At 39.6% G+C, this 21,143-nt stretch carries 22 protein-coding genes; 2 read left to right on the plus strand and 20 right to left on the minus strand.

What is annotated here, in order from left to right:
* Nucleotides 1-157: 157 nt before the first annotated feature.
* Together ACTNB8_RS14250 and ACTNB8_RS14255 are read right to left on the minus strand one after the other, a co-directional pair.
* A complete protein-coding gene (locus ACTNB8_RS14250; protein ID WP_227222319.1) occupies nucleotides 158-613 on the minus strand; it encodes an Hsp20/alpha crystallin family protein in 456 nt (151 codons plus the stop codon).
* A 136-nt stretch (nucleotides 614-749) separates the two neighbouring features.
* The gene (locus ACTNB8_RS14255) at nucleotides 750-1,208 is read right to left on the minus strand and encodes an Hsp20/alpha crystallin family protein (RefSeq protein WP_441055751.1); all 459 of its coding nucleotides are present in this window, start codon (nucleotides 1,206-1,208) and stop codon (nucleotides 750-752) included.
* 348 nt (nucleotides 1,209-1,556) lie between these two features.
* Here ACTNB8_RS14255 and ACTNB8_RS14260 point away from each other — a divergent pair, with 348 nt between their 5' ends.
* Together ACTNB8_RS14260 and ACTNB8_RS14265 are read left to right on the plus strand one after the other, a co-directional pair.
* A complete protein-coding gene (locus ACTNB8_RS14260; RefSeq protein WP_441055759.1) occupies nucleotides 1,557-1,697 on the plus strand; it encodes a helix-turn-helix domain-containing protein in 141 nt (46 codons plus the stop codon).
* 94 nt (nucleotides 1,698-1,791) lie between these two features.
* Nucleotides 1,792-2,214 (plus strand): Fur family transcriptional regulator, encoded by a 423-nt coding sequence (locus tag ACTNB8_RS14265; RefSeq protein WP_441055753.1) that lies wholly within the window; start codon nucleotides 1,792-1,794, stop codon nucleotides 2,212-2,214.
* A 66-nt stretch (nucleotides 2,215-2,280) separates the two neighbouring features.
* On the opposite strand, the gene ACTNB8_RS14270 is transcribed toward ACTNB8_RS14265, so the two are convergent.
* From ACTNB8_RS14270 to hflK (ACTNB8_RS14355), 18 genes are all read right to left on the minus strand, one after another.
* On the minus strand, nucleotides 2,281-3,027 hold the full coding sequence (locus ACTNB8_RS14270) for a YibE/F family protein (RefSeq protein ID WP_441055755.1): 747 nt from the start codon (nucleotides 3,025-3,027) through the stop codon (nucleotides 2,281-2,283).
* 217 nt (nucleotides 3,028-3,244) lie between these two features.
* Complete coding sequence (locus tag ACTNB8_RS14275) at nucleotides 3,245-3,628, minus strand: DUF6262 family protein (RefSeq protein ID WP_441038424.1); 384 nt, start codon at nucleotides 3,626-3,628, stop codon at nucleotides 3,245-3,247.
* Nucleotides 3,603-5,102 (minus strand): tyrosine-type recombinase/integrase, encoded by a 1,500-nt coding sequence (locus ACTNB8_RS14280; protein ID WP_441038423.1) that lies wholly within the window; start codon nucleotides 5,100-5,102, stop codon nucleotides 3,603-3,605. The genes ACTNB8_RS14275 and ACTNB8_RS14280 overlap by 26 nt, the downstream gene beginning before the upstream one ends.
* Nucleotide 5,103: 1 nt before the next feature.
* Nucleotides 5,104-6,864 carry a tyrosine-type recombinase/integrase gene (locus tag ACTNB8_RS14285; protein WP_441038422.1) on the minus strand — a complete coding sequence of 587 codons (1,761 nt, stop codon included), beginning with the start codon at nucleotides 6,862-6,864 and terminating at the stop codon, nucleotides 5,104-5,106.
* A 12-nt stretch (nucleotides 6,865-6,876) separates the two neighbouring features.
* Nucleotides 6,877-8,004 (minus strand): tyrosine-type recombinase/integrase, encoded by a 1,128-nt coding sequence (locus ACTNB8_RS14290; RefSeq protein ID WP_441038421.1) that lies wholly within the window; start codon nucleotides 8,002-8,004, stop codon nucleotides 6,877-6,879.
* A 168-nt stretch (nucleotides 8,005-8,172) separates the two neighbouring features.
* On the minus strand, nucleotides 8,173-10,149 hold the full coding sequence (locus tag ACTNB8_RS14295; protein WP_441038420.1) for an ATP-dependent DNA helicase: 1,977 nt from the start codon (nucleotides 10,147-10,149) through the stop codon (nucleotides 8,173-8,175).
* A gap of 21 nt (nucleotides 10,150-10,170) precedes the next feature.
* Entirely contained in the window at nucleotides 10,171-10,896 is a 726-nt protein-coding gene (locus ACTNB8_RS14300) for a DUF4240 domain-containing protein (protein WP_288788474.1), read from the minus strand.
* Between the two features lie 520 nt (nucleotides 10,897-11,416).
* Nucleotides 11,417-11,917: a DUF3846 domain-containing protein gene (locus ACTNB8_RS14305; protein ID WP_288788472.1), complete on the minus strand. Its 501-nt coding sequence runs from the start codon at nucleotides 11,915-11,917 to the stop codon at nucleotides 11,417-11,419.
* Nucleotides 11,918-11,973: 56 nt separating this feature from the next.
* Nucleotides 11,974-12,414: an ECF-type sigma factor gene (locus ACTNB8_RS14310; RefSeq protein ID WP_288788471.1), complete on the minus strand. Its 441-nt coding sequence runs from the start codon at nucleotides 12,412-12,414 to the stop codon at nucleotides 11,974-11,976.
* Nucleotides 12,415-12,686: 272 nt separating this feature from the next.
* A complete protein-coding gene (locus ACTNB8_RS14315; protein WP_288823629.1) occupies nucleotides 12,687-13,400 on the minus strand; it encodes a winged helix-turn-helix transcriptional regulator in 714 nt (237 codons plus the stop codon).
* 34 nt (nucleotides 13,401-13,434) lie between these two features.
* Nucleotides 13,435-14,445: an acyltransferase family protein gene (locus tag ACTNB8_RS14320; RefSeq protein ID WP_441055761.1), complete on the minus strand. Its 1,011-nt coding sequence runs from the start codon at nucleotides 14,443-14,445 to the stop codon at nucleotides 13,435-13,437.
* Between the two features lie 14 nt (nucleotides 14,446-14,459).
* A complete protein-coding gene (locus ACTNB8_RS14325; RefSeq protein WP_441038419.1) occupies nucleotides 14,460-15,941 on the minus strand; it encodes a L,D-transpeptidase family protein in 1,482 nt (493 codons plus the stop codon).
* Nucleotides 15,942-15,984: 43 nt separating this feature from the next.
* Complete coding sequence (locus tag ACTNB8_RS14330) at nucleotides 15,985-17,373, minus strand: sensor histidine kinase (RefSeq protein WP_441038418.1); 1,389 nt, start codon at nucleotides 17,371-17,373, stop codon at nucleotides 15,985-15,987.
* A 9-nt stretch (nucleotides 17,374-17,382) separates the two neighbouring features.
* Entirely contained in the window at nucleotides 17,383-18,069 is a 687-nt protein-coding gene (locus ACTNB8_RS14335) for a response regulator transcription factor (protein WP_441038417.1), read from the minus strand.
* A gap of 27 nt (nucleotides 18,070-18,096) precedes the next feature.
* The gene (locus ACTNB8_RS14340) at nucleotides 18,097-18,312 is read right to left on the minus strand and encodes a hypothetical protein (protein ID WP_441038416.1); all 216 of its coding nucleotides are present in this window, start codon (nucleotides 18,310-18,312) and stop codon (nucleotides 18,097-18,099) included.
* A 97-nt stretch (nucleotides 18,313-18,409) separates the two neighbouring features.
* Nucleotides 18,410-19,513, minus strand: a complete 1,104-nt coding sequence (hflK, locus tag ACTNB8_RS14345; protein WP_441038415.1) for an FtsH protease activity modulator HflK — start codon at nucleotides 19,511-19,513, stop codon at nucleotides 18,410-18,412.
* Complete coding sequence (hflC, locus tag ACTNB8_RS14350; RefSeq protein ID WP_441038414.1) at nucleotides 19,510-20,418, minus strand: protease modulator HflC; 909 nt, start codon at nucleotides 20,416-20,418, stop codon at nucleotides 19,510-19,512. Before hflC ends, hflK (ACTNB8_RS14345) begins: the two co-directional genes overlap by 4 nt.
* Entirely contained in the window at nucleotides 20,415-21,047 is a 633-nt protein-coding gene (gene hflK, locus ACTNB8_RS14355) for an FtsH protease activity modulator HflK (RefSeq protein WP_441055757.1), read from the minus strand. Before hflK (ACTNB8_RS14355) ends, hflC begins: the two co-directional genes overlap by 4 nt.
* Nucleotides 21,048-21,143: the final 96 nt, after the last annotated feature.

Genomic DNA, 21,143 nt, shown 5'->3' on the forward strand with positions numbered 1-21,143 from the left:
TTTTTCGTCATCATAAAAAACACCGCCCTTCTGATATTTATTATATCAGAAAAGCGGTTCCAACAATAGCAAAACCCTGCAAAAGCAGGGCTTTGTCTACAGTCTGCGGGGTTCCTTGTGGAACCCCGGTATGCTTGGGGAGAAAATCGAGAAAGCATCAGCCTTCGATTGCAATGTAACCATCTTTTTCTTCAACAGCTTTCGGTGCTTTTTTCGGAACGGAAAGTTTCAGGATACCATCTTCATATTTTGCATGAATGTCTTCTTCACTAACTGCATCACCAACATAGAAGCTTCTGCTTAAGGTACCGGCATAACGTTCACGTCTGATGTAGTTGCCCTTCTTATCCTGTTCATCTTTATCAAGACCTTTGGCTGCTGACAGTGTCAGATAACCATCTTTCAGCTGAACCTTGATCTCATCTTTCTTGAATCCAGGAAGATCTACGTCCAGTTCATAGCTACCGTCTGTTTCACGGATATCCGTTTTCATCATGTTCTGCGCATGTTTACCATAAAGCGGATTCTTCTTGCCCCAAAACTCATCGTTAAACGGGAAGTTCATCCAATCATCATCAAATAAGTTTTCTCCAAAAATACTAGGCATTAACATAAGTCATCTCTCCTTTTCATGACAAACAAATCTATATTCAAGTCTTTCGACTGTTACTTACAATTATATTTAAAGGGTACTGCCCGAAATCTTCGGGCAACACCACGAGCTTTTTATCAATCAGATGTTATCATTATCATTCAATGGTTATATACTTCGGATCATTGGAAACTGGTTTTGCTTCTTTCTTCGGAACAAACAGTTTCAGGATACCATGTTTATATTCACCTTTGATGTCTTCCTGTGTTACATCTTCACCAACATAAAAGCTACGTTCGCAAGCACCTGCATAACGTTCACGTCTGATGTAACGTCCTGTCTTCTTATCTTCCTGATCTTCGTCAAGACCCTTAGCTGCACTGACTGTCAGATAACCATCTTTCAATGCTACTTTTACTTCTTCTTTCTTGAAACCTGGTACATCCACGATCAGCTCATAGCCATCTTTCATCTCTCTGATATCAGTCTTCAGAAGATTCTGTCCTCTGCGTCCATATAATTTCTTTTCTGCATTCTTTGTATCTTTATCATCATAATAGAACGGTGTAAAGAAATCATCAAATAAGTTTTCTCCAAAAATACTAGGCATTAACATAAGTCATCTCTCCCTTTTCTTTATTATCTATATTAATTAAATGTTAAAGTTCCGAACCCGGTTGGTATGAAGGATATTTAAGAGATTTTCTTTTAATCTTCTTATCTCTTTATCCCTCTTCCTTTGTTCTAGATGTAATATAACACATGTTATTAGCACTGTCAAGAGATGAGTGCTAATTTCATAATTTCTTCACAATTTCTGTTAATTGATAAAGTAAATGCAACCCTTAGATCTTTTTGTTCTTAAATGCGGACATAGGGAGTTGCAATAACCTCTGTAATCATAGCAACATGAGCTTACTCTCAGGCTCCAACATGAAAGGAGTTTCTATTTATAAATACTTCTATTGAATCTAACAAAAGCAAACACTTTACACTCTCTGACAGAATCTCTATCGAGACTGGCATCGAAAAAAGACGGAGTTTCAAAAAGATTGCTCACGAACTTGGCAAGAGCCCTTCCTCTGTTTCCAGGGAATGGAATTGACGCAGTCGAAATAAAAGGATACAATAAATAGAAAGAATGTAACTGTGAGGGTACTGAACAGTTACGAAAGAGCACAAACGAAGGAAACAAAATAATGGCTGAGCGAAAACCATATACCACAAAAACAAGGCAGATTATTCTGGAATATCTGAAAAGACAACAAACTGTTACTGTCAGTGTTGCTGACATTGAAAAATATCTGAAAGATGAGGGAATTAGCGTAAATACAACAACTGTATATCGATACCTTGACAAACTCTGTGCGGAACATATTGTAATCAAATACCCGGATCTGAGTTCGGACAGAGCCGTGTTTCAGTTCGCCGGAGAAGAAAAGAAATGCACAGAGCATCTGCATCTGAAATGTATCAAATGCGGCAAGGTTGTACATCTGGACTGCGACTTTATGGATGAATTAAAGGAGCATCTGTATCGGGATCATGGGTTTCGTCTTCAGTGCAGTGGAGATATGCTTCATGGAATCTGCCAGGACTGTGAAAAAAAAGAAACTCCGTAACTGTGAGGGTGCTGGACAGTTACGAAGCTTCTTATCAAACCTGACGGTCTTTTAAAGGACAGAACATTATAAAATCTCGGATTTATTTTCTTCAGAACCTATATGTCTGATCTGCCGGATGATGCATTTAATTGACACCGGAACTGTAACAAGACAGGCAATGGCTCCAGATAACATAATCGCAACATCCTGGAACAGAAATCTGGAATTAAGAATGATTTCCAGATTATATTGCTGTGTCTGCACATAGGAAAATAACAAAATACTTCCTCCAAGATAGGCAAAAAGCAGGGTATTTACTGTTGTACCTATGATTTCTTTTCCCACCTGATAACCTGATGAAGTAAGTTCTTTCTCCGTCAGACTGTTTTTATGGGTCCAGACTTCATACACAGATGAGGTCACAGATAATGCAGTATCAATAACAGCTCCCAGAGTACTGAAAACACTTACAAAAACCGCCACATGCAGCATATTGATACTGATATCTGTGTTGTAATAGTACATAAAATCATCTTCTGAAATCTGAAGTTCATTTAATCCATAACTTCCTGCTCTCCATGTAATAATATAAATCGGAATGAACAGAATCAGCATCACAAACAATGTAGTCATAAAAGCAGCTCGCGTTTTTGCGTTATTTCCATTCTGATAAAACAACGAATTATAACAGACACCGGATCCTGCCGCCAGTATCAGAAGCAGTGCAGGAAAGCCAGATGACATCAGTATAACCGAAAAAAACAGAATAATAATATTACCGGCCAGTGTCATAAGCGAAACAGCTCCGCGATCTCCACCAATTGTAATCATAAAATGTAGCCAGTTCCCCTCATGCCTTGATTTTACTGGGCTTAACGGCATACAAAACTGTGTTTTGTGTTGCACTTTCCTTTATCATATCTGTCTTTGCCTTATCCGTCAAATGCTTTGCCTGAATGTTCAGTTATGCATTTTACGTATAATCTTTTATTCTCAACGATGAAAAGATGTGTCTGCACACATCTCTTACATCTGGTTAATTTCAATGTTATAAGTTTTTGATAAAACTCAAATCCTGTTTCTTCAATGCCTTTTGCAACTTTTCGTTCTTTTTCTTCAGTTCACTGTTCTCCCTAGTCAGGGCTGCCACTTTCTGATTCAACAGGTCAATCTGCTTTTCCATTGCCATATTCAGGATTTCTCTTCTTGGATCTATCATTCCGACCTGTTCTTCTACTGCCTGGTTCATAAGATCCCGGACGGTTGGATTTTTATAAAAGAACCCTCTGGATAATCCGGTTTTCTTCATCAGTTTTGGAACTGTGATACGTTCTTTATTTGCCAGCATATCCTGGATTGCATGCTGGGCAAGACCAATTTTTTCTTTGCTCTTTCTCTGGTTTTCTTCAATCATCTTGTCGTATTTGTTCATATTCTTCTCCCCATCCGTCCAAAATTGTATAAATGATGTCACTCATCATCTGCCGGATTTCTCTGGTCTCGTCTGCCATTCTCTGATTGCTCATCTTTCGGTAATGCTGTACATTCCCCAGTCTCTTATGTCCCAGCAGCCTTGCTATTGTCCAATCATCCAGATGCATTTCTGTCAGTTTAACTCCATAATAATGCCGGAACATATGTGTTCCAAATCCGAATAGCATTCCGTTGTCATCCCTCAGTTCTTTTTTCTGTATCATAGACATAACCTTGGATTTCATTGCCATGTACTGCATCGGTCGATCAGGAGCATTCTCGTCTACAAATATGTATTTTGTATCTTTGAATTTTTCCTGTGTGTATTCAATGGATCGCTGTATCAGTTTTGCCAGTTCATTACTGATTGGTTTTTTATACCTTTGGGTTTTAACCTGGTATATTTCAATCAGATACTTTCCATTTTCTTTTATTAGGCAGTTTATTTTTAATGTAAGCGTATCGGATATTCTGGTTCCCAGCATCTGGTGTATCAGAAGGCATCTTGCAATCTGTACATCAAGCTTCGTAATTTCTGCATTCAGCCTTTTCATCTCTGCATCAGAATACACCTTAAATTCTGCATTTACTTCCGGTGGAATATCGGTATTGATAAATAAATGCTCTAACCTTTCGTAACCGTAAATCTTCCCAATTGTTTCTAACTGCCGCCTTAATGAAAGTACATAAGAACTATTCCCGGCTCCTGATGTTTTTGATGTTGTCAGACTAATCAAGAATCCTTCCAGTATATCCCGATCTATTTCACTACAGCTTTTAATTTCAGGATACTCTCTTTTTAAATATGCCGAGAATTTTCTCATTATTGTCAATTCTCCAGCTATTGTCCCTATCGCTTCATATTTCAGATTCATGTAAACAGCTTTTTTGCATTCTTCCCGGATATCTGGCTGGTATATTTTTCTGAAGTCCAGGGTCTCTATGTTATAAATAGGATTATATCTAATTTCTATCTTCAGATTTTTTAGTCTCCAGACATCCTTTTCTATCTCATCCCTTAAGTCCTCTGGTTCCAAATACCTCAGGATTCTTCTAAAATACAATATTTTTTCTGCTTCTCCATAAGTAACAGTTCCATAAACACTTTTTTTCTTCTTAGTAGTCGAAATTCCCTGTTCCATCATCCAGCCTTTTAGCAGTGTTATCCATTTTTCTTCTGTGCGATCATCGAGGCTATTGATATTTCGATTTATTTTACTGTTTAAAAACTTTACAATACAGTTATAATTGAGTCTGTCAAAACGCAATTTTGAATAGTTTCCAATTTGACCACGATACATAATATAACTTCGGAATTCTTCTTTTAGTTTCTGTGTTGGAAGCAGTGACAAATCAAACTTTCCATTATCTTTATTTTTTCCCTCTTTTATACAATTTGGAAATTCACTAAAGTAAATGACATCACTTTCCATTTCATTCCCCTTTCTTCAGCCACGAAGCCAGGCTGCTCTCCTGCATACTGAAAAATTCTTCATTTGCCTGTGCTATTTTCTTTGGCATATAATCAATGTATTGCCTTGTCATTTCTTCATAGGTGTGTCCGAGATAGTCACGAATACTCTGGAGTGATACATCATTGTCATAAAACATGGTAGCCACTGTATGCCGATAGTCATGAGATTTGAAAATATATTCTCCATTTGCAATTTTATTTTCTCTGCATGCCTTTAGCATTTGGTCGCGGAATGTCTGATACAGACAAGCTCCATCACCTTTTGCATTCTTAAAAATATATTCGTCTGATTGAATATCATATTTTTTAAGATATACTTTCATAAGCTGATATAATGCTTTGGGTATTGGTATTTTCTTATAATTTTTCATTTTGACCTGGTATACCTGAATCCAGTAATCTTTTCCCTGCTGGCAGTAAGCATTTCCTTTTAAAGTACACACCTCACTTGCCCGAAGTCCCAAGCACCATAGATGCAGGAACATACACCGAAGTCGTTCTGGAAAAAGATATAATTTTTTTAAAATCTCCATATATACGGTTTCTTCTACACTTCGGTCATGATGTACTGTTATTACCTTTTGCTGGAAATACTCTATACGAAATGGCATTTGGGGAATATACTTCCGGACTTCCATAAACTTAAAGAAATGTCCTATACCGAATATCCGCTCATTAAAACTTTTCGCTTGTATTTTCCGCTCCCGAAGGCTCTTTGCATATTGTTCCAGATGTTCTGCCTTTGCATCTACAGCAAGGATATTTTCCTGCTCAAGCATTTCCAGAAAATTCCTTATAAATATAAATCTGTTACGAATTGTACTTACTGCCTGTCCAGTCACACCAAGCTCATATTTCATGTATTCCTGCAGGATTTTACGGTTCTGCCATTCTCTTATCTCCATAAAAGAAATACTTTTTAACGAGCTACTTTCGTTAATGCGACTCTTATCTAAATGAAATTTTTCTATGTACCAGACCGTTGCATCCCATTGAATCCGTTCCTGCTGTATAAAAGCATCTTTTCTGCATTCATCTATAATGCCTAAATGCCTCATTAGCGTTTTATTTTTTGTATCTGCAAAATCTTTGGAAATTGTTTGAATCTGCCTTATTTCCAGCAATCCAATGTCCCGAATATTCTGCTGAACACAGGAATCATATAATATCTTTAAAGCCTTCAGCCTGTTATTTCTATATGCTATACTTTCCGAAGTCTTTGCAACAATGCGACTCAATGTAGAAAAAATCTGCCGTTTTAGTATTTCAGAACAATTCTTCTTGAAATCCCATACCAGAACTCTAAGATCCTTAATATATTTAAAATCACAGGCAATCTGTTGATCCGGATAATATTTCAGGTAAAAAACTTTATTCTGGTATCGCCATTCATAAAATCTTTTTCCAGTCAGTGTCTGCATCTGCTGGTATATGTGCTGTTGTTTTATAACATCATATATACCCAGATACCACATGATTTTATCAGGCTTCAATTTTTTTCTTAAATATTGCTCGTAGGAAATCTGCAGTTCATAATCCATTTCTGTTAAACTCCAGACTTCTCTGTCTGTCAGAAATTTTTTCACATGATTAACTGGTGTTTTTACTTTTATCTGTATCGGAAGTGAGTCAATCTCTGCATATAATTCCTGCTTCTTCTTTTCAATGTCCTCTTGATATTCAGTCCTGCGTTCTGCCTGCTGTAGTAAATATACAGGCATTTTTCACACCTCCTATTCCAGCAGACGGTCTGCTCCGTAAATAGCAGCATGCTGTTCGTAAAACTCGTTGCTTGCCTCTACCAGCTCGTCATCCAACCAGTCCAGATACTTTATCGTAGTGTCCAGATGCTTGTGTCCCAGTGCCTGACTGATCATCTCCAGTTGCCATCCGGCACTCTTTCGCATATTTGCAAAATAGTGGCGAAGCATGTGGGGGGTGATTTTGATTCCGGTTTTCTTTTCCATCCGGTCTAACATATCGTATACACTGTCTACCTTTAAGGGTTTTCCAATGCCATCGCCCATAATGTTTACAAACAGGTAATCCTGATGCTGCAGGATTTTCCGGTATCTTGCCAGATAGTCCATCAGGAATTCAAATGTGTCCTTGCTTATCTTGGCACTCCGGTATTCTGCATTCTTGGCTCTTGCTTCGTTCTCATTATCTTCCCGAAAGCACACCCGGATCATGTGGTTCTTATAATCAATATCTTTGACATATTTTACGCCCAGAAGTTCTCCGATGCGGTATCCGGTTTCTGCTAATAAAAGCAGCAGAAGCTGATCCCTGCGATTGGTACACGCCTGTAGGATCGTCACAATCTGATTTTCCTTTGCTGTCCTGCCACGGTGTTCTTCCTCTTTCAGGTAACCTTTAAAAGAATGATTTCGGAGTACCTTTTTAACACCGACCTGATTGACTGCTATGATCTGGTTATAAGATAATGTCTTGAGGCTGCCATACTGTTCGTATTCTGCCTCTATAAATAAATAGAACCTGAACACATCTTTTAAATATGCGTTGCAGGTTCCCTGATTTGGACATTTCTTCGGTTTTCCATTGGCTTGTTCTGTGTGGTTCCCGGCTCTGAGCCAGTATAAGAAATCCACAAAATGCTCTGTCTGTTTCTCGTATCCTAACTGATAGACTTCGGTAAGTTCCATTTCCTTTTCTTCCATGTAGCCCATATAATAGCAGATGGCAAAGGCGGATCGCTTTACGGTATTTGGTGATCGTCTGCATTTGATCTTGTGCATCAGATATTTGCTCGGCAGTTCTACGATTGCCATCGTATCCAGATCCCGGATGTAAAAATATCGTTCTGTCCCATCTTTTATCGTTTCTACTTTGTAGCTCATGTGAACTGCCTCCTTTCCTCTAACGCTATACACAGTATACCCAACTCATGCCGATAAAGCTATCACAAATACCACCAATTCGCTCCAAAACGCCCCTGAAATACCACTAAACTTTTTGTCCTATCTGCCGTCCGGATCTGGGCAGAACCAACAACACTGCGATTGCTCTCAACTGTAGTAACGCTCCACTTTCCGGCTTCGGATAAAATCTTCTACTTCTTCGATCCGCTCTGCCATCTGGCACTTTGGCAGGGCTTCCAGAACATCGCTCCGGTACCTGCCTTTTTTCGCTGCCCGGTAGTCTAAAATAGACACAACGCAGGTGTCCTGCTCCGTTCGGATTGCCCGTCCAAATCCCTGCCGCAGCTTCTTCTGCATATCCGGGACTACGATGGTCTGGATGTAGGATTCCAAGGATCGGTACTGCTCTCTCTGTGCTTCATGGATAGGGTCCGGAACAGAAAACGGCAGTTTTACGATGATCAGGGAGGATACCATGTCCCCCGGAAAGTCCACACCTTCCCAGCAGGAGCCGGCTGCGAACAGCACTGCATTTTCCATCTTTTTAAATCTTGCGATTTCTTCCTGGGAATTTCTCCATACCTGCACCATCGGGAACGGGATCTGATCCTGCAGGAGCTTCTGCACGTTTCCCATCAGGGTGTAAGATGTGAACAGTACCAGCGTATGCCCGTAAGTGGAACACACCAGATCGCGGATCTGTCCGGCAAGCTGCTCGGCTTCTTCCCTGCTTCCCTTTTTCATAGGTCTTAAATGCTCCGGAATGTAAAGCAGGCAGTTCTCCCTGTAACAGAATGGGGATTCTGCCACGCACTCCCGGATACCTGTTTCTTTTTCCAGCCCGGTCATCTGTCTGGTCCTTGCAAAACCGTTCCCGGCTTTTAAGGTCCCGCTGGTTAAGATCGCCGGGAATCCCCGGCTCCATAAAGTCGAATCCAGATACTTCGGGATCTCCCTGTTGACCGCCATAAAGGTTAAATGTTCCCGGCTGTCCTGCTGTAAAAATAAAATATACCGCTTGTCGTTCTTTAAGAACCAGCCAAACAGCTCATCCATCTCTTCCAGTCGCCGGAAGATCCAGTAAGGAATGTTCCCGGCAAGCCTTTTGATCATAAGCTGAAGCCTTTCCTTCGTCTGAGCCAGAAGGGGGCCAGCCCCCGGTGGAAAATAAAAACTTTCTTTTCCAGCCATGTCCTCTGTGCCATCTTTCCGGTGCTTTCGAATCTCCATCTGAAGAGCAGCAAACCATTCCTGCAGCCGTTTCCCTTCTGTACCTTTATGCTCCCTGGCTAAGAAATAACGGATCTCCTGCACATCTTCTTTTCCAATGCTTCTTCCATACATCTGGCTGGCAGCTTCCGGGAGCTTGTGGGCCTCATCCACAACCAGAGCCCTGTAATCTGCCAGAAGCGGCCGGTACCCATTTGCCCGGTGCATGGCATCTGCCAGAAGATAATTGTGATTGCAGATCTGTAAAAAAATGTCCTCTTTCCTGGAAATATCCAGATGCTTCTGATAACGGCATCCTGCTTTCCCCGGACACTCTCTGGGGCAGAATTTCGGTACGCACACCAGCCTGCGGTCAAAACCGCTCAGGTTATGTACGGAATCTAAATCAAAACTATGCCGGAGGGACTTCAATGCCTCCATCTGTGCCTGATTTTTATTCTTGTCCCGGACTGCCTCTAATCTCTGGGCCAGCCTGTAATCACATACAAAATGTTCTTTTCCCTTGCGGACAACCGCTTTTAATTCTTCCTGAAGCAGACCTGCTTTTAACAGTACGTCCGATAAGAAAGGAACATATTCCTCTATGATGGCTTTCTGTAAGGCGATACTGGAAGTGGATACCACTACAGGCCGCCTGTCACATCCCGAATAACCGGAATGCAGTACACTATATTTCCGCATCAGGATGCAGGCTGTCAGATAGGCATAGGTCTTTCCGATGCCGACTCCTGCATCACAGAGCGTGATCTCATTTTTCATAAGGGCATCCAGCATTTCATGGCAGAGACGGATCTGTTCTTCTCTTACGTGAAGCCCGGCTTCCGGAAGAAGTTCTCGGAAGATCCTTTCCACCTCGCCATGCGCCCTTTTCTGATATTCATTTTTATAACACATTACTTCTCCTTGCCGGGAAGCTTATCTTACCGTATCCTTACGGACGGATCTGACTGCTCCCGGTACATTCTGTCCCTGTTCTTGCATTTTCTTTATGGCAGCATTCCCTCTTGCCATCATCCTTCGGATATCTGTCCGGGAAACATTCCATGTCTTTACTTTCTGAGGAGCTTTCCTCACCTGCTCGGACAAATGTCTTTCACAGAGTTTCGGATAAACCACCATTGCTTCCGGTAATTCCAACGGATACTCGATCATGGGATGGTACACAATATCCCTTACCACCTGCTCATAGCATTTCATCTGCATTCTCGCCGTACTGTCCTGGTAGATATTTTTCCCTTTCATGGCACTGTAGACCTGTGATGAAACATATCCCAGCGTTTCAAAACTACAGTATCCATAAGGAGTTACACCAGAAAGGGAATCCGGATCTTTTAAGGCATTCAGATATACTTCTTTTCCCTGGGCGATCAGCCACATCTGAAAATCGGAAAATCCGTCATCACTGCACCCGGTTTCCATCATAATACCTGCCGCTGTCCATAAGCCGTACTTATAAGCCGCATCCCGGTAACTGTAAACAAGATTGTGGAATTGCAGAATATCCTCAGGTGTCATATAGAAAAGCTGCTGCTTGATCCACACTGCCGAAGCATCCAGATCGGTGCCGCACACTTCCTTTGCTTTTTCAATCAGACTCCAGAACTGATCCTTGCTCATTCCACTTCTTTTTGTTTCTTCCATCTTTTCTCCCCTTAATGTGACGTTAATACCACAAGAATACGGCTGTAGTTTCCCACAGCCGCATGGTATCTGATATCAACGACACACTTCTTCATTGATTTCTGTTATTTTATCTTGCTGTTCCGCATTTGACCTCGCACCCCCGGAACTATCCTGCATTTAGGAAAGGGGACACTACAGGCGGGCGGCTGGCCTGCCGCCTCTCACAGATGTCCTGGGGGTCTTTCTGATTACAACCCGGAGTCCATCTTCCGCTCTTTGGCTGGTAACGTGTATCATTATCCCCCGTCCGTGATCCTGGCGAAAGGCTGCCACCGCCTTATTCACAGCTATGCTTCCTCGCTCCAAGTCTAAGAATCTTTACCCTATACTTAATCATGGCGCTCATGCTGTCACGCTTCCACGGTTGGGAACGTACCTGTAGTGCCGATATTCACTTGCCAAAGAACAGCAGAAGGATGTCCCTCTGCTTACTAGCCGATGGCAGTGTATTTTTTTATTCACTTCACAAAAAAATTTTTTATCGTGCTTCCCCGGATCTGTTTTTCTTTTTTCCCTTTGCCGTATTCTTCTGCTGTGTATCGTTCTTCTGGCTTTCCTTCTGTTCTTTGGCTTCTTCCGGCGGCATTTTCATCACATGAAGTTCCCCGTTAAACAGGGTAAAAACTTCCGGTGACTGATATTTTTCTTTAAACTTTTCAATCTGCTCCGGTGTCAGCGAAGTAAAATCATCTTCTGTCAGTCCTACCACAAGGAATGTTCCGGCAATGGCATCATAGACCTGTCCACGGTCATCGTACAATGCACGATTTAACGGTAATCCTTCAAACTTTCCATTGCCGTTTAAAAGGATTCCAACCTCATCTTCAAACGGATAGGTCATTTCAATGTCACCACCTACCGCCTGCTGCAGATTCTCCAGCTCATTCGGGATATTCTTAACATAGGGTGCTTTCATCGGCTCGACTACCAGCACTGTCATCATATCTTCCTGCATTTCAGACACTTCTTTCTCATCCATCGTATCAATCCTCCTGTCTGTTCGTTCTGATAATCAGCCGATGACCCCCTTTTGTTTTATTCAAATTTCATGGACTTTTTAATCTTCTCCCGTAACCTCCGCAGTCTTGTATAAACCGTCTGCTCCGGCAGTTCCATGTGATGGCTGATCTCTTTTGGTGCATATCCCATCATCTTCAGGACAATCATCTGAAGAGTTTTCTTGTCAGTCGATAACAGGATCTGGAGCAGTTCCTCATTTTCCACGGTATCGAGCAGGGCTTCCACACTCTCTGGCTGAGACTCTCCTGATTCTTTTTCTTCCAGAAGCAATTCCATACAGTCCAGAAGCGCAGTCTGATGTTCCCGGAATCTCCGCTCTGCGTTAAAATCGTTCCAGTCATACTCCCGGAGCTTTCGGATCGTCTCTTCATCCACACCCTGCTCTCGCAGGAGCTTCTCTTCCTCTGATTTCCACTGGTTCCATCTATATTCTTCTCTTGCTTTATTGTAAGCCACTTTTATTTTCCTCCGATCTGAATTTTTGCGAAATCAAATCGGAGTGTGGCGGTGACCTAGCTCGTTCTTCCTGTCTACAGGAATGCCCGGCATCTCTGCTGTCTCCCTGCAAACACGGATCTCCTTTGTAATCATATCTTTACAAAGGCACAGTGTATCGGACGCACCTGTCAGCTAACGGTCAGAAAACTGTCAATTGACGGTCAGTTTTTATCACCTTCTTTCCAGAATAAATAAAATAAAACGAATAATCTTTTTACGGATCATTCGCCTTACTGCTGTTCGTTTTCTTTATTCAATTCAAATTTGTAACCTATATCCCTGACACTAACGATGCAATTTCCGGCACCATCTTCAACGATATTCAGCTTTTTTCTCAATCGCTTTACCAGACACCAGATGATATTTTTAATATCACCAATAGGATAATCTTTCCATATAATCTGATAAATTTGTTCATATGTATAGATTCTCATAGGAGCCGAAGCCAATAAGTACAGAAAATCATATTCTCTTTTATTGAGATTCAATTCGGTTTGACTCCAATATGCTTTATACAATTCTCTGAATATAAGCAATTTTCCTTCTCTGATGTTTAATTCTTTTTTCTTATCTTCTGCTTTTCTTGCCCATTCTAAATATCTTCGAGTTAACGAAAAAATATGCAGTTCTAATTCTTCTTTTCCAATGTTAATATCAAATACAGAATCTGCACCTGCATGTATAAGAGTCTTTTTATGCAGCAACGGATTTTCTGTTAAAGCAATAACCGGCGTATATGTGATTATTCTTATTGTTGAAATTATTTCTGCGGTAAGATCCAGAGAATCAGTACTGCCAATTACTATAATATCGAAATGAAATAAACTCAATTTCTTCAGGCACTCATAAACAGTGGATACATAGCATGATTTTATTTGTTTTTTGATTTCAATGTGCATATCCTTTTCCGTATAGAACAGGATACTATGGTCGTTATCACGCATATATATTTTCTTTCAGAAGTTATTCGTCAGTACACTATGCCTTTTCTTTAAAAAACATAATGTTGATCAATCTCAGCACATGATTATATGCCCAATTTACAGGAACACTTCCTAGAATCAAAACCATCAGTAAAGAAATCAGAAATAAACTTCCCACATTCAATAACAGCGGTATTTTTAAGATCTGGAAACTGTTCATTGCAATCTGCATCGGATAGTGGAAGAAATATATTCCCATTGTTCTTCGCCCGCTTCCAATAAAAGTAAGAAACAAATTTCTGTCAGGAATAATTGCAAGTAACGAAAATATCATTAAAAACGAGGCTAAATATGTAAATAACCGAATAAGCATTCCTTCCATCTCACTGATATTACTTGCCCTGTAGGAATGATTTCCCCTGAATATATCTACCGGAAGATTATTTCCCAGCATATATGCTGTCATCAGATACAGCAAAATCAGAGTCAGACTCATTAAAATCCATTTTCTCCTGAAGTTTCTTAATACTGTGATATATTGGTTTTTCCATAAATATCCAGCTACAAAAAACGGAAAAAACACAACTATTCTGGAAGCTGACAGGTATGTGGAAAATTCATTTCTTGTTCCGGCCCACAATGAAAATATAATACTTAGTGGAACAATAAATCTTATTCTTCCAAAAGCCTCTATGGTAAGTCTGTAAACAAATAGTGCCAATACATACCACATAACGGTTCCGGAAGGGCGCAAGATATCATAATCCATGTTATAACCAAGCCATACCTTGACTGCCCATGTAAAACTATATCCCAGAATATATGGAACCAACAGGTTCTGAATATTTTTCAGTACATTTTGTTTGCTTTTTGACAAAAATCCTGAAACAAAAATGAAAGCTGGCATATGAAAAATCGTGATAGCATACCACAACTGACGCACTGCCGGATTCACTTTTACAAGCTGAAATGCAATAATATGATTAAAGACTACCAGAAAGATCAAGATAACTTTTATATTATTGATCAGAAAAAAATATGGTACTCCATGTTCCTTTGATTTTATATTTTATTCACCCCCTAATATAGAATGATCGGATATCCACCATCAATCGCATTGTATATCACTTCTGCCTGATCGGGCGGCAGATTTATACATCCATGACTTCCGTTTGTTTTATATACGTCTCCTCCAAATTCAGGCTGCCAGTCCGCATCATGCAGTCCCTGTCCATATACAAACGGCATCCAGTATGTAACCGGAACTTCATATCCATAAATATCACTGGACAGTGTGAATGGACTTGCTTTGTAAGCAATCGCATAAGCACCTGTATAAGTTGCACGGTCTTCTGTTGGAAGTCCGCTGATTATGTCTGTGTCTGTCACAAGTACTCCGTTTTTATACAGCCAGAGATGCTGCTGTTCCAGACTGACTTCTATATAGCTTCCATTCAGATCATCTGTTCCATTTCGTGACAGACCTTCTTTTTCATAAATTGGTGAACGCTGAATGGTTGTTCCGCTTTGCAGATCTGCGCAAAGCTGTTCGAATTCAGCATCCTGGTCAATGCGGAAGCCATACTCATTATTACTTATTGTTACAGTCTGACCATTGGATGTATAGAAAGATCTTGGCACATATATTGTGTTGTATTTACTTGCCAGACTTTCTATATACGCTCTGACTTTATCAGAGTCAATTTCAACTTTATCCCCTGAAATGACCATCCAGGAATTGATCGTTGCAGAATCAATTGTTTCTGTTACATCACCAAACAGATACGTAATTGAAGTATTATTATATTTTTCTATATTCGTGTTTAGTTCTGATAAACGACTGAGCAGTTCTTCAGATGATGCCGTAACAGCAGCCTGACTGTATGTATTTTCATTTATATCTACAGAAATCGCCTTTCTGAAAAAATCCTCTTCCAGATTTCTTTGGATACAATCGGATGTGTACTGCAATAATCGGTTTGGATCAATCTGATTGCCCTGCACTGCATCAACAATAATAAATTTTTTGCTTGTATCGTCATATTTTATATAGGCATCTTCAGAATTGATTCGCTCTGTATCTGCTGTAAAATGCTCCGCTGAGAGTGTCTCAGATAATCGGTTATCATCCCTGACAACTTCATATGGAATTTTCCAATCTTCTCTGGGCTCAAATATTGTTCTTTTCTTCCATATTTCTTTCTTCAGTTTAAACAGTTCTGTTTCTAATGTCTGTGTATTAAGCGAATATCCCAATTCTCTTAATGAAACCGTATAAACACTCTTTCCATTCTCATAAAAAGAAACCGTTTTATCTTCAAAAGCCGTATTTATTTTTTCTGTTGCCTGATCCGGTGTGAGACGGGATACATTCTGTCCATAGACAAATGTTTTACAGCCCATTGTCTGTGTATCTGTTACGATCTCGTATGCGACAAATCCCACGGTCAAAACGATCATCAGCAGGATGCTTATAGATAAAATGAATTTTAACTTCTGCTTCCGCTTCCCTTTTCTGTTTGTTAGTTGTCTTTGTTCTCCTCTCTTCTTTCGTTCACTCATTTTCAATGCTCCTTTTATCTCCCCATATTTTAATTTCATACTGCTATTTCGGTAATTCTATAGAAAAAACAGTCCCGTTTGTTTCATCACTGGATGCCCATATTCGTCCATTATGCCTTTCCACAATAGCTTTTGTAATAGAAAGACCAATGCCCATTCCTCCAGTCTTTGTGTTTCTGGATTTATCAACTCTGTAAAACCGTTCAAACAGATGTTCTAAAGCATCTTCCGGTATGATATTTCCTTTATTCTGAACCTGAATCAGGACTGAATCCGTCATCTGTTTATAAATAATGCGTATACTGCTTCCGGTTTCTGCATATTTGATTGCATTTGCTACCAGGTTTGTCATACACTGCTGAATTCTCTGACGGTCTCCACACAACATATCTCCCGACCTGGTACATAGTGTCAGTTTCAGATTTTTTTCCTGTAGTTTCGGTTCAAAGTTCCAGCATAATTTTTCACACAAGTTGCTAAAATCAAATGATTCCAAACGCAGCGGTTCTCTTTGATTTTCCAGTACATATAATTCCTGCAGCTGACGGACAATATGGATCAGTCGCAGAATTTCCTCATAACAGCTCTCCAATCGTTCAGTTGTCGGTTCCCATATTCCATCCAGCATCGCTTCCAGATGCAGCTGCAGGTTGGTTAACGGTGTCCGAAGCTCATGAGCCACATCTGATGAAATCTGACGTTTTTGTATTTCTTCTTTTTCCAAAGCGGCAGACATTTCGTTAATTGCAGTTATTAAACTCTGCGTTTCTTCTATGGAGCTCTTTTCCTGAATCTGTACCCCGAATTTTCCTTTTGAAATCTCAGCCGCAGATCTGGTAACATCAGAGATTGGTTTTGTCAGTTTTTTTGACATAATAACACCAAGTATAACTGCTACAAAAATAAATATACCGGACAGTAAAATCAGAAATCGATTCAATGTTCCCAAAAGTCGGATTTCTCCATCTGTATAAGAATACGGTCCATAATATCCGATTGTCAGTTTTCCGGTCTGAACTCCATCTAATTCAAGCAAATATTCTTTTTCCTGATAGGAACCTTCAAATTTAATATAACGACTGTGCATATTACTTTCTGCATGTTGAAGTGTAAGCTGACATTCCTCTTCCTTATGTGTCCGGATATCCCAGTCTAATTCACCATCCAGCGTCTGAAGCCGTACCAAAAGGCCATTTTGTAAAGCTGCATTTCCAATAATTTCAACCCCTGTCGTTTCATATTTTTGTTTGTCTTTCTGATAAACTTCTTTCATTTGTTCAACGACAGTACGCATTTTTTCATCAAGCTGTTCTTTTGCATATCCGCTGAACACATTTTCCATGGAAACTGTATAAAATAGCGCCAGAGATAAAATAATAACAATGGAAATAAAAGAATACGAAAATATAAGCCTGCCTTTTATTGTTTTCATCTTTGCTCCTTATGGTACAAATTTATATCCAACACCATATATCGTAACAATATATTGTGGTGATTTTGGATCTGGTTCAATTTTCTGTCTGAGATATTTTATATAAGTATCAACACTTCTGTCATATCCATCAAATTCATCTTTCAAAGCAAAATCAATAATTTGCTCTCTCGTGAATGCACGTCCCGGTGATTTTACCAGCAATTCAAAAATATTGTATTCCGTAGGTGTAAGATGAAGTTCTTCATTATTCTTTTTTATACTGTGTGCCTGAAAATTAACATCTAAATAATCAGTTCCAATTTTCAATATTTCCGGCTGGCTTCTTTCCACCCGTCTTAATACTGCCTCCACCCTTGCAATAACATTTCTGGGACTGAATGGCTTTACAATATAGTCATCTGCACCGCATTGCAGTCCTGCGATCATGTCACTTTCATCCACTCTTGCAGTAAGCATAATAATCGGAATATCTTTTTTCTGATGGATAACCTGGCACACTTCTTCTCCCATAATATCTGGCAGCATTAAATCAAGCAGAATCAGATCTGGTGTCTCTGTTTCTGCCAGCTTTATGGCATTTCTTCCATCATAGGCGACAACGGTCAGATATCCGGCTTTTTCCAGATAAGCCTGAAGTACCTCTGTGATTTTTTTCTCGTCATCTACAATTAATATTTTTTTTGATTGTTTCATAAGTTCACCTTCCGTATATTTTTTATTTCACTTTAACGTTCTGTATTCTTGCATGGTAATCCTGTCATCCAGAATTTTAAGAATGATACCGGAAGCATATATGATTCTTTCCATATTTTTCTTTAATGCTCCTATCGTAAGGATATTCGTTTCTTTTTCAAAATCCACAAATTCTACACCATATATTTTTCGGATTTCCACACAGATCATTTGTGCAGATGTTCCGACTGGTAAATATAACAAGAAAAACCTTTTTTCCATTTTTCACACCCATTCATTAACACTCGAAAAACAGTGCATTTATAATTCGTTTTTTTGCCAAATGCACTGTTTCTCTATTTTATTCTGTCACAGAAATATTCCCGGATAATGCAGAATCATATAATTTCAGATCTACATTTCCATCCGCTGAATCGACAATATACATTTTCACAAGTGGAAGTATTTTATCCATTGTTTCCAGTAAAAGTCTGTATTTCGTTGTATCTTCCGAATATATTTTTGAATTATTTTTATATTCTGTCAGCATACTTAAAAACTTCTCAGTATCACCAGTTGCTTTTGCAATCTGTTCTTCTTTATATGCTTCCGCATTAGATATCAATGCACTTGCGTCCGCTCTGGCCTGAGGAATCAGACTGTTATAATATCCATTTGCTTCATTGATAGCTGTTTCTTTTTCTTCTTTTGCAGTTGTTACATCCAGAAATGCTGCTGATACTGTATCCGGCGGTACAATTTCCTGAATATTAAATGCTGTGATCTGAATTCCCGTATCATACCTGTTCAGTTCTTCCTGTGCAAATTTCAGTATCTCATTCTGTGCAGCAGTCTTTTCTGTACTTAAAATATCATCAACCGCTGTATTTGCCATCAGCCTGACAAGTGCTGCCTCGACACTGTATCTTACCAGCTGTTCATTATTTCCATTTACATTATAAAGAAATTTTGCTGCATCACTGACTTTATAATGAACAATTGCCTGTGTCGTTATAATATTTTCATCTCCTGTTAAAAGCTGAATCGCCTGTGGTTCTTCATCTGGCTGGTGAATATGTTCCGGCAGTGACATTCCAACATCTGCTCTTCGAACTTCTGAGACATTAACCTTCTGTACTTCATCTATTGGCCATGGAAGCCTGTAATGCAGACCTTCTCCTACAGACTGGCTGCTGATACTGCCAAATCTTCTTACAACAGCCTGTTCACCTGGATTTACTATATAAATTCCTGTCAGAAAATAGATTGCGACAATAGAAATCCCCATAATACCAATTATCTTTTTAGGATTAATATGTCCGAATGCACCCTTAAGATCTTTTACCACTTCATTTTCATGCGGCATTTTAATTTTCTTTAATCTGGAGCAGAATCTCTTTTTCTCAGGTTTTTGTGTTTCATCACTTTTTGAGGTGGATTTTATTCTTTTTAATGGTATTTTCATTCAGCATTCTCTCCTTCCGCCCCATCTGTGCTTCCACTTAAATATTTTAGTATCTCTGCTGTTGACGGCAAAATCAGTGTTGTGTTACCATCTATTGTTTTCTCATAAGTTTCCAGTGTACGGATAAATTCATAAAACTCAGGATCTTTTTGGTATGCTTCTCCATAAATCCGAATGGCCTCCGCATCACCTTCACCTTTAATCTGCTGTTCCTGCTGATATGCCTCCGCAAGAATCAGCTTTTGTTCTTTTTCTGCATCAGCACGTATTTTAGCTGCCTCTTCACTTCCTTCTGCTCTGTATTTCTGCGCCATCTGCTCACGTTCAGCACTCATTCTGTCATAAACACTCTGCTTGTTGGCTTCTGGAAAATTTAATACACGAATCTGTGCATCCACAACTTCAATGCCATATTCTGCTGCTTTTTCTTTGGCATAGGTAACAGCATCTGTTATCACCGTATCAAGCTGCAGTTCTTCTGCATTGGTATTTACCAGCTGGTCCAGATTGTACTTGCCAAGCTGGACACCCAGACTGGAAGAGAAAACATCTGTAAGTCTGGCTTCTGCTCCGATCTGATCTTTCACCGTTTTCAGATACAAAACAGGATCTGTTATTTTCCATGCTCCATAATAATCTAATGACACGCTTTTCTTATCTAATGTCAGAAGTTCTATGGAATTAGTCTGATATACCTGAACTCTCTTATCCAGCTTCTGCACAGACTGAACCGGATCTGGAAGTTTTACTTTCAGTCCAGGATTTTCACTTACATTTACAGGATTTCCGAATTGCGTTACAACTGCATATTCAGTTACATCCACTTTATATACCATTAAAGTTGCCACAAAAAGAATTGCTATAAGCCCCGTTCCGATTACTACTTGTTTAGGTATTTTTCTCAATTTGCATTATCCTCCTGGTTTCCTGAATTTGTATTATTTCCAATCCAAAGTTCTGCATTATTCACATTTACATCCGCACCAAGCAGAAGTTTCTGTGCATCCGGAAGTACTTTTTCCATCGCTTCCAGATATAAACGGAACTTTGTTACTTTTTTCGATTTAGAGTACGCATTTTCTTTTTGGGCAAATAAAGCAGCATCTCCTTTGGCTGTCTGAATTTTATCTTCTTTATAACTTTCAGCCTCTGACACAATCTTATATGCATCAGCATTTGCCTGTGGTACTATCGTATTTTTATAAGACAGTGCTTCATTTATGTAAATGCTCTTATCCTGCCTTGCAGTCGCAAGATCCTGAAAACTGGATAATACACTTTCAGGTGGATCAGCCTGGATAAGCTGAACATTCACAATCTCGATTCCTGAGTCACTCTTGTTTAATGTCTGACTGAGTGAATTCCTGGCAGCAGTTTCCATCTGTTCTTTACCATCTGTTAAAATATCATCTATTTTACTGGTTCCGACAATCTGGCGAATACTTGTTGACGCAGCTGACTGTATCAGGGTATCTATATTATTCACATTTAGTAAATATGCCGTTGCATCATTAATTCGATAAAGTGAACCCATTTGTCAAGACATTTTTTTAAAAAAATTAAGTTGGATTTCGGAAGGGATACTCCCATCCTTTTCTCCCTTGTTTACCCACTAAGTGTGGATATATGA

This window comes from Blautia sp. HCP28S3_G10 (assembly GCF_052065235.1).
Taxonomy (GTDB): domain Bacteria; phylum Bacillota; class Clostridia; order Lachnospirales; family Lachnospiraceae; genus Blautia_A.

Excerpts from the sequence above, each read along its gene's own strand:
- ACTNB8_RS14335 (WP_441038417.1), bottom strand. The coding sequence starts at position 18,069 with ATGAAACAATCAAAAAAAATATTAATTGTAGATGACGAGAAAAAAATC.
- ACTNB8_RS14265 (WP_441055753.1), top strand. The coding sequence starts at position 1,792 with ATGGCTGAGCGAAAACCATATACCACAAAAACAAGGCAGATTATTCTG.
- ACTNB8_RS14290 (WP_441038421.1), bottom strand. The coding sequence starts at position 8,004 with ATGAGCTACAAAGTAGAAACGATAAAAGATGGGACAGAACGATATTTT.
- ACTNB8_RS14275 (WP_441038424.1), bottom strand. The coding sequence starts at position 3,628 with ATGAACAAATACGACAAGATGATTGAAGAAAACCAGAGAAAGAGCAAA.
- ACTNB8_RS14330 (WP_441038418.1), bottom strand. The coding sequence starts at position 17,373 with ATGAAAACAATAAAAGGCAGGCTTATATTTTCGTATTCTTTTATTTCC.
- hflK (WP_441055757.1), bottom strand. The coding sequence starts at position 21,047 with ATGGGTTCACTTTATCGAATTAATGATGCAACGGCATATTTACTAAAT.
- hflK (WP_441038415.1), bottom strand. The coding sequence starts at position 19,513 with ATGAAAATACCATTAAAAAGAATAAAATCCACCTCAAAAAGTGATGAA.
- ACTNB8_RS14325 (WP_441038419.1), bottom strand. The coding sequence starts at position 15,941 with ATGAGTGAACGAAAGAAGAGAGGAGAACAAAGACAACTAACAAACAGA.
- ACTNB8_RS14255 (WP_441055751.1), bottom strand. The coding sequence starts at position 1,208 with ATGTTAATGCCTAGTATTTTTGGAGAAAACTTATTTGATGATTTCTTT.
- ACTNB8_RS14285 (WP_441038422.1), bottom strand. The coding sequence starts at position 6,864 with ATGCCTGTATATTTACTACAGCAGGCAGAACGCAGGACTGAATATCAA.
- ACTNB8_RS14315 (WP_288823629.1), bottom strand. The coding sequence starts at position 13,400 with ATGCGTGATAACGACCATAGTATCCTGTTCTATACGGAAAAGGATATG.
- ACTNB8_RS14300 (WP_288788474.1), bottom strand. The coding sequence starts at position 10,896 with ATGGAAGAAACAAAAAGAAGTGGAATGAGCAAGGATCAGTTCTGGAGT.
- ACTNB8_RS14305 (WP_288788472.1), bottom strand. The coding sequence starts at position 11,917 with ATGGATGAGAAAGAAGTGTCTGAAATGCAGGAAGATATGATGACAGTG.
- ACTNB8_RS14270 (WP_441055755.1), bottom strand. The coding sequence starts at position 3,027 with ATGATTACAATTGGTGGAGATCGCGGAGCTGTTTCGCTTATGACACTG.
- ACTNB8_RS14250 (WP_227222319.1), bottom strand. The coding sequence starts at position 613 with ATGTTAATGCCTAGTATTTTTGGAGAAAACTTATTTGATGATGATTGG.
- ACTNB8_RS14295 (WP_441038420.1), bottom strand. The coding sequence starts at position 10,149 with ATGTGTTATAAAAATGAATATCAGAAAAGGGCGCATGGCGAGGTGGAA.
- ACTNB8_RS14280 (WP_441038423.1), bottom strand. The coding sequence starts at position 5,102 with ATGGAAAGTGATGTCATTTACTTTAGTGAATTTCCAAATTGTATAAAA.